Origin of the sequence: Streptomyces sp. NBC_01335 (assembly GCF_035953295.1) — a bacterium.
Taxonomy (GTDB): Bacteria; Actinomycetota; Actinomycetes; order Streptomycetales; family Streptomycetaceae; genus Streptomyces.
Genome location: NZ_CP108370.1, coordinates 516,987 through 525,221 on the forward strand (window position 1 = coordinate 516,987; position 8,235 = coordinate 525,221).

At 72.8% G+C, this 8,235-nt stretch carries 6 protein-coding genes; 3 read left to right on the forward strand and 3 right to left on the reverse strand.

Annotation, left to right across the window (positions count from 1 at the left end; genetic code table 11):
- Positions 1–72: 72 nt before the first annotated feature.
- From OG599_RS02105 to OG599_RS02115, 3 genes are all read right to left on the reverse strand, one after another.
- The gene (locus OG599_RS02105; RefSeq protein ID WP_327174188.1) at positions 73–1,077 is read right to left on the reverse strand and encodes a HEAT repeat domain-containing protein; all 1,005 of its coding nucleotides are present in this window, start codon (positions 1,075–1,077) and stop codon (positions 73–75) included.
- A complete protein-coding gene (locus OG599_RS02110; protein WP_327174189.1) occupies positions 1,064–1,753 on the reverse strand; it encodes a HEAT repeat domain-containing protein in 690 nt (229 codons plus the stop codon). Before OG599_RS02110 ends, OG599_RS02105 begins: the two co-directional genes overlap by 14 nt.
- A gap of 149 nt (positions 1,754–1,902) precedes the next feature.
- The gene (locus OG599_RS02115; RefSeq protein WP_327174190.1) at positions 1,903–3,303 is read right to left on the reverse strand and encodes an FAD-binding oxidoreductase; all 1,401 of its coding nucleotides are present in this window, start codon (positions 3,301–3,303) and stop codon (positions 1,903–1,905) included.
- Positions 3,304–3,421: 118 nt separating this feature from the next.
- Between OG599_RS02115 and OG599_RS02120 the strand changes: the two genes are divergently transcribed.
- The 3 genes from OG599_RS02120 to OG599_RS02130 all read left to right on the forward strand — a co-directional run bounded on the left by OG599_RS02120 (position 3,422) and on the right by OG599_RS02130 (position 8,231).
- Complete coding sequence (locus tag OG599_RS02120; RefSeq protein ID WP_327174191.1) at positions 3,422–4,363, forward strand: LysR family transcriptional regulator; 942 nt, start codon at positions 3,422–3,424, stop codon at positions 4,361–4,363.
- 140 nt (positions 4,364–4,503) lie between these two features.
- Positions 4,504–6,177, forward strand: a complete 1,674-nt coding sequence (locus OG599_RS02125) for a cellulase family glycosylhydrolase (RefSeq protein WP_327174192.1) — start codon at positions 4,504–4,506, stop codon at positions 6,175–6,177.
- Positions 6,178–6,776: 599 nt separating this feature from the next.
- On the forward strand, positions 6,777–8,231 hold the full coding sequence (locus OG599_RS02130) for a hypothetical protein (protein ID WP_442809367.1): 1,455 nt from the start codon (positions 6,777–6,779) through the stop codon (positions 8,229–8,231).
- Positions 8,232–8,235: the final 4 nt, after the last annotated feature.

The window sequence follows — 8,235 nt, forward strand, 5'->3', positions numbered from 1 at the left end:
CCCGCTTCCGCGAGTCCGGTTGCCGTTCATGCTTGCCGTCATGCCGAGGGTCGCCGAGAACGGACGACCGCGTCACCGCACCTCGCGGAGGTGGAGGAGGTAGACGGCGGTCAGGGAGACGGCGCGGTCCTCGTCGTGCGAGAGCTCCACGAGGGCCCGTGACGCCGTCGGCCCGGGGATGCCCGCCAGCGCTTGGGTCAGCCGCCCGCGTGCGGGTGCACTCGTGGTGTCACGGGCGAGGCGGTCGACGAGCCCGGTCGCGATCCGGTCGGCGGTAGCGGTGTCGCTCGCCAGCTCGCTCAACGCGTCCGCCGCGTCGGTGTCGTTGCCGCCCTCCAGGATCATGTCGAGGAGCGTGGGGATCGCTCCGGCCTCTCCGCGTGTCCCGAGCGCCAGAGCCGCGTACCGGCGCACCACCGCGTCGGGGTGGGCGAGGGCGTCCCGCAGGTGGGCGGTCGCCTCGGCACCGGGCATCTCGGCGAGGGACCGCACGGCACGCTTCCGGACCGCCGCCGCCGGTGAGCCGAGGCCCTTCGCCAGCAGGGCCGTGCCGCCCGCACCCGACTGGGCCAGCGCCCAGCGCAGGGCGCCTGCGACGTTCGGGTCCGTCTCGCCCAGTACCGCTTCGACCAGCGCCTCCACCGGCACCGGAGCTCCGTCGGCCGAGGAGAGTGCCGCGCGCTGGCGGGCGTCGGCGCTCTGCGACCCCAGTGCCTGGAGGAGCGCGACGACCTGGAGGACGCCCTCCCAGTCGGCGGGGTCCGCGGCGTCGATCCGGCGCAGCCGGGTGAGCAGCTCGGTCTCGGCCGCGATGCGCTCGCCCGTCCTGCGGACGAGGTCGTCCACGAGCGCCGAGGGCGTGAACCCGGGATCGTCGAGCGCGCGCCCGATCTCCCGCAGCGACAACCCCAGCGACCTCAGGCTCTCGATGTGGAAGATCCGCCGGATGTCCCGAGCGGAGTACTCCCGGTAGCCGGAGCCCGTACGGCCCGAAGGCCGTACCAGGCCGAGCGATTCGTAGTGCCGGAGCATGCGGGAACTGACCCCGGACCTTTTCGACACCTCACCGATCAGCACGGTCCTCATCGTCCGCCCCGGGGGACCCGGTGAGGGCCACGACGCGCTTGGCCTCCTCGATCGCGGGCTCGAATCCGGCGTCCGGGTCGCGCAACAGGGCTTGGGTGGCGAGCGCGTGGACGCGCACGCGTGGGTCGGGGGCCGCTGTCGCGGTGCGCAGAGCGGGCACGCTCGCCTCGCCCAGTGCGACCAGCGCCTGGCTGAGACTCAGCCGGGTCTGTCGCTCACCTCGTCCGAGCTGTGTCGCCAGAACCGTGGCCAGGGAGGGCTGTTCGCCTTCCGGTACGAGCACGACCGCGGCCCGCCAGGCGCTTCGCGCCACCTCGTCGTCGGGGTCCGACAGCAGGGCCGGTGTGATGTGCGGCCATGCCCGCCGGTCACCGGTCTTGGACAGCGTGTGCAGCGCCTGGCTGCGCGCCTGCGCCCGCTCGGAGCGGACTTCGCGGAGCAGCTCGGGGAGCGTCAGGTCCACCGGGTGGCGGACGAGGGCCCAGGTCAGCATGTCGCGGACGAAGAACTCGGGTTCGACCGCGCAGCGCTCGACGAGCTTGCCGACGAAGCACGGGCCGGGCGTCGTGCCGATCGCGAGAGCGGCCCGCAGGCGTACGGTCGGGTTGCTGTCCTCCAGCGCCCGGAGCGCTCGTGCCGCATCCGTCTCCGGTGGTGTCGTGGTCATCGGGACCACCTCCTCGGACAGCAGTGAAGACCTTGTCACCGTGTCAAGGTCAAGACGCTTCGGACTCCCGGTCCCGACTCGCCCGGACGCGCGGCGGGGGACGGCGTCCTCGGCCCGTCGCGCTGCCTTGGCCGCCGGCCCCCTTGCGCTCAGACGGCCTTTCCCGGATTCAGGATGCCGTGCGGGTCGAAGGCGGCCTTCACGCGCCGTTGCAACGCGTGGTTCTCGGCTCCCAACTCCTCGGCGATCCACTGGCGTTTGAGGGTGCCGACGCCGTGTTCGCCGGTGAGTGTGCCGCCGAGCCGCAGGGCGAGGGCGAAGATGTCGCCCGCCGCTTCCCACGCCGCCTCGGGCAGTTCGGACAGGGCGGCGTCGACCACGACGATGGGGTGCAGGTTGCCGTCGGCCGCGTGGGCCAGGGTGAAGACGGGCACCCCGCGCCGGGCGGAGATCTCCGCGATGCCCCGTACCGCCTCGGCGAGCCGGGAGCGGGGGACGGCGATGTCCTCGATCAGCGGGCGTCCGAGGCGTTCGAGGGAGGGCAGGGCGAGCCGGCGGGCAGCGAGGAGGGCGTCGGCCCCGGCGGCGTCGTCGGCGACGGTGAGCGAGGCGGCGCGCTTCTCCAGGACGGCCACCACCTGCTCGGCCTCGGCCCGTGCTCCGGCACCGTCGCACTGGACGATGAGCAGGGCGGCGCCCCGTACGCGCAGTGAGGTACCCTCGGCGGCGTCGATCGCGCCGAGCACCGGGCCGTCCAGGAGTTCGGCCATGGCGGGCTCGATGCCGGCCGCCGTGATCGCCGTCGCCGCGTCGGCCGCGTCGGCGAAGGTGTCGAACCAGGCCGCCAGGGTGGCGGTGGCGACGGGAACCGGCCGCAGCCGCACGGTGGCTCCGGTGATGACCGCGAGCGTGCCCTCGGACCCGGTCAGCAGCGCCGTCAGGTCGTATCCGGCGACACCCTTCACCGTGCGCCGGCCGGTCCGTACGACGGTTCCGTCGGCGAGTACGGCTTCCAGGCCCAGCACGCTGTCCCGGGTGACCCCGTACTTGGCGCAGCGCAGTCCGCCGGCGTTGGTCGCGATGTTCCCGCCGATCGTGGAGAGGGCGGCGCTGGCCGGGTCGGGGGCGTAGCGCAGTCCGTGGGCGGCGGCGGCCCGGTCGAGGTCGGCGGTGACGACGCCCGGTTCCACGACGGCGAGTTGGTCGTCCGGGGCGAGTTCGACGATCCGGTTCATCCGGGACAGGTCGAGTACCAGGCTGCCGTCGCCGGCCGTCGCCCCTCCGGAGAGCCCGGTGCCCGCGCCGCGCGGCACGACCGGGACCCGCAGGGCGTCCGCGTGGCGCAGCACGGTGGACACGTCGTCGGTGCGCAGGGCGTGCACGACGGCGAGCGGTTCGCCGTCGGCGGGGGTGCCCGAGCGGTCCGTGGCGTACGGGGCTGTGCGGAGGGGGTCGGTGGTGAGCCGGTCGGGGGGCAGGTCCCGGGCGAGCAGGCCGAGTAACCGGGCGCCCGCGGAGGCCTGTTCGACGGACTGGGTGGCCGTGTTCACGGTCCGGCCGTGGTGTGCGACATGCGGCCAGGATGGCGGAGCCCGCCACGTACGTTCAACAAGGAGGGACGATCACAAGTGATCGCGAATGCTTATTGATTGATGCTAACGTGCGCGCATGGGACCAGTGTTCGACATCGTCGCTCTGCGCAGTCTCGTCGCCGTAGCGGACCGGGGCGGATTCCACCGGGCGGCGGAGGCCCTGACCCTCAGCCAGTCGGCGGTGAGTCAGCATGTCCGGCGCCTGGAGCGGGCGTTGGGCAGGCCGGTGGTCGAACGCGCGGGCCGGGCAACCCGGTTCACCGAGGCCGGCAATCTTCTCCTCGAAGAGGCGCGCCGGATACTCGGCGTGCACGACGAGGCCGCGCGCAGGCTGCTCGGCTCCGAGCCCGCCACCGTCGTCATCGGTTCCACCGAGCACGGAGCCGACCAGATCCTCCCGAGGATCACCGAGGCGGTCCACGGGACCCTCCCGCACTGCCGGGTCCGGTTCCGCATCGATCGCTCCGCCCGGCTGGTGGAGGCCGTCGACCGCAGGTCGGTGGACCTGGCGGTGTACGTGACCGAGGCGGCCTCCACCGAAGGCATGCAGGTCGGCGGCATGCCCCTGAACTGGTACGCGGCGCCGGGCTGGTCGCCGCCACCGGCCCCGGCACCCCTCCCCCTGGTGGCGGTGGCGGCGCCGTGCGCGATCCGTCGCCGGGCGCTCGACGTACTGTCCACGCATGGCATCGCCGCCTCGGTGGTCTGCGACGCCGGCTATCTGGCGGGGGTGCTGGAGGCCGCGCGCGCCGGGCTGGGGGTGGCCCTGCTGGCGACGGCGGGCCGGGCCCCGGAGGGCCTGGTCGCGTACGCGGGCCTCCCTCGGGCGCCCGCGATCCGGATGAGTGCGCACGCCCGGCCGGGCGCGGACCCCGCGATGGTCATGCACGCGGTGGAGGCCGTCCGTTCACTGCTGGTCGGACTGGAACGGCCCGGGGCGGACGCACCTCAGCCGCCGTACCCGGCTCCGGAGACGCTCGTCGCGGACTTGACACCGCCGGCCGTACCGGCCCGGTGAACCGTATCGCCCTCCGATCACCCCGGCTCTGCGCGATGTATTGACGTGACCCCGACAGGGTGGCTTCATGGGAGCGCTCCCATTTGTGGGAGCGCTCCCATATCGCCCCATGCTCGACGCGTCCACCCTCTGGAGCCGCAGTGAGAACAGCGAGAAGCACGGCACAAACCCACCCCACCACCCTCCTCAGGCGAGCCCTGACCGCTCTCCTCGGGATCATCCTCGTCGGCGCCCTGGCCCCGGCGACGGCCCTCGCGCAGACCCGGTCGGCGGCGGACGCCGCCACCGGGCTCCACATCAGCAACGGGCGCCTCCTGGAAGGCAACGGCAACGACTTCGTGATGCGCGGGGTCAACCACGCGCACACCTGGTACCCGGGCGAGACCCAGTCGTTGGCGGACATCAAGGCGACGGGCGCCAACACCGTCCGCGTCGTGCTCTCCGACGGCTACCGGTGGACGAAGAACAGCCCCACCGAGGTCGCCGGAATCGTCGCCCAGTGCAAGGCCAACCGGCTCATCTGCGTACTGGAGGTGCACGACACCACCGGTTACGGCGAGGACTCCGCGGCGGGCACCCTCGACCACGCGGCCGACTACTGGATCAGCCTGAAGGACGTCCTGGCCGGCCAGGAGAGCTACGTCATCATCAACATCGGCAACGAGCCGTGGGGCAACACCAACCCCGCCGGGTGGACCGCGCCGACCATCAGCGCCGTGCAGAAGCTGAGGAACGCCGGCTTCCAGCACACGATCATGGTGGACGCCCCCAACTGGGGCCAGGACTGGCAGGGCGTCATGCGCGCCAACGCCCAGTCGGTGTACGACGCGGACACCACCGGGAACCTCATCTTCTCGATCCACATGTACAGCGTCTACAACACCGCGCAGGCCGTCACCGACTACCTGCACGCCTTCGTGGACGCCGGACTGCCCATCCTCATCGGCGAGTTCGGAGGACCGGCGGACCAGTACGGCGACCCGGACGAGGACACCATGATGGCCACCGCCGAGCAGCTGAAGCTCGGCTACCTGGCCTGGTCCTGGAGCGGCAACACGGACCCGATCCTGGACCTGGTCATCGACTTCGACCCGACCCGGCTCAGCTCCTGGGGCGAGCGCATCTTCCACGGCGCCAACGGCATCGCACAGACCTCGAAGGAGGCCACCGTCTTCGGCGGGGCGACGGCCGACACCCAGGCCCCGACCGCTCCCGGCACCCCGACCGCCTCGGCGGTGACGTCCTCCTCCGCCACCCTCAACTGGGCCGCCGCGACGGACAACGTCGGTGTGAAGAGCTACGACGTCGTGCGCGTCAGCGGCACCACGGAGACGGTGGTCGCCTCCTCCACCACGACCGGCGTGACGGTCAACTCCCTCACGTCCGGCACCGCTTACTCCTTCGCGGTGTACGCGCGCGACGCGGCCGGAAACCGTTCGGCCCGCTCGGCCGCGGTGAGCCTCACCACCGCCACCGGCGGCGGCTCCTCCGGGGCCGCCTGCTCCGTCGCGTACCGCGTGGTCGGCGACTGGCAGAGCGGGTTCCAGGGCGAGATCACCCTCCGCAACACCGGCACCGCCGCCATCAGCACCTGGAAGCTCGGCTTCTCCTTCGCCAACGGCCAGACCGTCAGCAGCATGTGGGGCGGAACGGCCACCCAGAGCGGAAGCGCGGTGAGCGTGGCCCCGGCCTCGTACACCTCCGCCATCGCCACAGGCTCCTCGGTGACCCTCGGCTTCCTCGGCACCCGGGGCGCCACGAATGCCGCACCGACCGCCTTCGATCTCAGCGGCACGGCCTGCACCGTCGCCTGACCGGTCCGACCACCGTCGTCCGACCGGTCGGAGTGGCCCGCCCCCTCCGACCGCTCCGGACCGACCGCTCCGGATACCGACTGCTCCCAACCGATGCCCGGCAGGGGTTCCCGCCCCCTGCCGGGCATCGGCATGGAGTGGGAGCCTCTCCGCCCGTCCACCATGTGGACCGCCCATTGCCCCCGGCGGAACGGGCTGCCAGGGTCCATGACCATGACAACCCTCGGGGAACTCGGGTACACACCCGCCCTGCTCGTGGCCCGTCGCCACGTGGACCAGTGCAGGCAGTCCAGCGCGCTCTGTCGCTGACCCCACCGGTCCGGTCGCGGCGGGAGCTTCCGCCGTCCCGCGGCGCCTCCCCCGCCCCACGGTCTCCCGACGGCCCGCCGCTCAACGGCCCCGGCCCGTCGCCCTCCTGGCAGTGACGACCACCGCCCCGCTCCGTCGTGTCCGACTCCGCGGGCGGACGGGCGCTGCCTTCCCGGGCAACTGACCACCGGTCACGTTCCGCCGGTCACCCTCCGCCGGTCACCCACGGATGTCCGCTGTCCTCAGCCGCCCTCCGCCGGAGCCGGCCGCCCCCTGCCGTCCTCTCCCGAATGGACTCCCCCGTGCCCCGTCCGTCCCTGTTCCCCCGTGCCGCGGTGCTGGGCGCCGCCACCCTCTTCACCCTGGCGGCCGCGTTCCCGGCCCAGGCCGCGACGGCGTTCGGCCCGTTGCCGCCGCACAACCCGTACAGCGGCCCCCAGGGCACCGCGACCATGCACGGCGACACCGGCTCGTCCGACGCCACTCCGCTCCCGGGGCCGGGTGCCGGTTCGCTGACCTCGAAGCGGGTCGCCCTCCAGTCCGCCTGCCCCACGATCCTGGTCGGGTCGGACGGCTACCCGGTCGCCCTGTGCACGCCGATCTTCGGCCAGGTGCCCACCGTTCATCTGCTCGACCCCGCGTCCGGCGAGTCGCTGACGACGCTCACCATCGCCAAGGGCTCACTGCTGGGCGGGGTGTACGCGTACCTCGACGACCAGGACCGGCTCGTCGCGGTCGACGGGAACCGCACCCTGCTCCGTATCGGCCACCGCCGCAACGCTTCGGGCAACTGGGAGCTTTACGTGGCGAGTTCACTCTCGCTGGCCGGTGCCGTCCCGGAAGGCGACGCCGTCACCGGGGTCTCGCCGGACTGGCAGGGCCGGGTGTGGTTCGCCACCGGCCGCGGTGTGGTCGGCACCGCGGACGACCGCACCGGCACCGTCCGCTCGCTGACCCTGCCGGCCGGGGAGCGCGTCGACAACTCGATCTCGACGGCGCCGGCGGGCACATCGGTCGCCACCAGCCACGCCACGTACCTGCTGAACGCCACCGCGGACGGCACGCCCACCATCACCTGGCGACAGCCCTACGACCGCGGGCCCGCGCGCAAGCCCGGCCAGCTGAGCTGGGGCACGGGGTCGACCCCGACGTTCTTCGGCCCGAACACCGGCACCGACTACGTCACCATCGTGGACAACGCCTCGCCCACCGAGAACCTCCTCGTGTACCGGACCGACACGGGCGCCCAGGTCTGCTCGGTCCCGGTGCTCAAGTCCGGCAGCGGCAGCGAGAACTCCCCGGTCGCGGTGGGCAGTTCGGTCTTCGTCGCCAGCACCTACGGCTACCCCTACCCCGCCCTCCCCGAGAACGCCGGCACCAGCGTCCCCGCCTCCGCCGACTTCACGGGCGGCTTCAGCCGGGTCGACGTGCGCGCGGACGGTTCCGGATGCGACCTGAAGTGGGACACCAGCATCCGCTCCTCGGCCGTGCCCCGGCTCTCCACCGCCGACGGCCTCCTCCACACCATCGTCCGCAGCCCGCTCATCCCGGGCACCAACAGCACCTCCATCCTGGACAACTTCGCCTACGCGGAGATCGACCCGGCGACCGGCAAGACGGTCCGCACCAAGTCCGTCGGCACCGGTTCGCTCTTCGACTCGCTCCAGATGGTGGGCTCCATCGCCCCGGGCGGCGTGGTGTACCAGGGGACCGTCACCGGGGTGGTGCGCATCACCAACGGCTGACCGG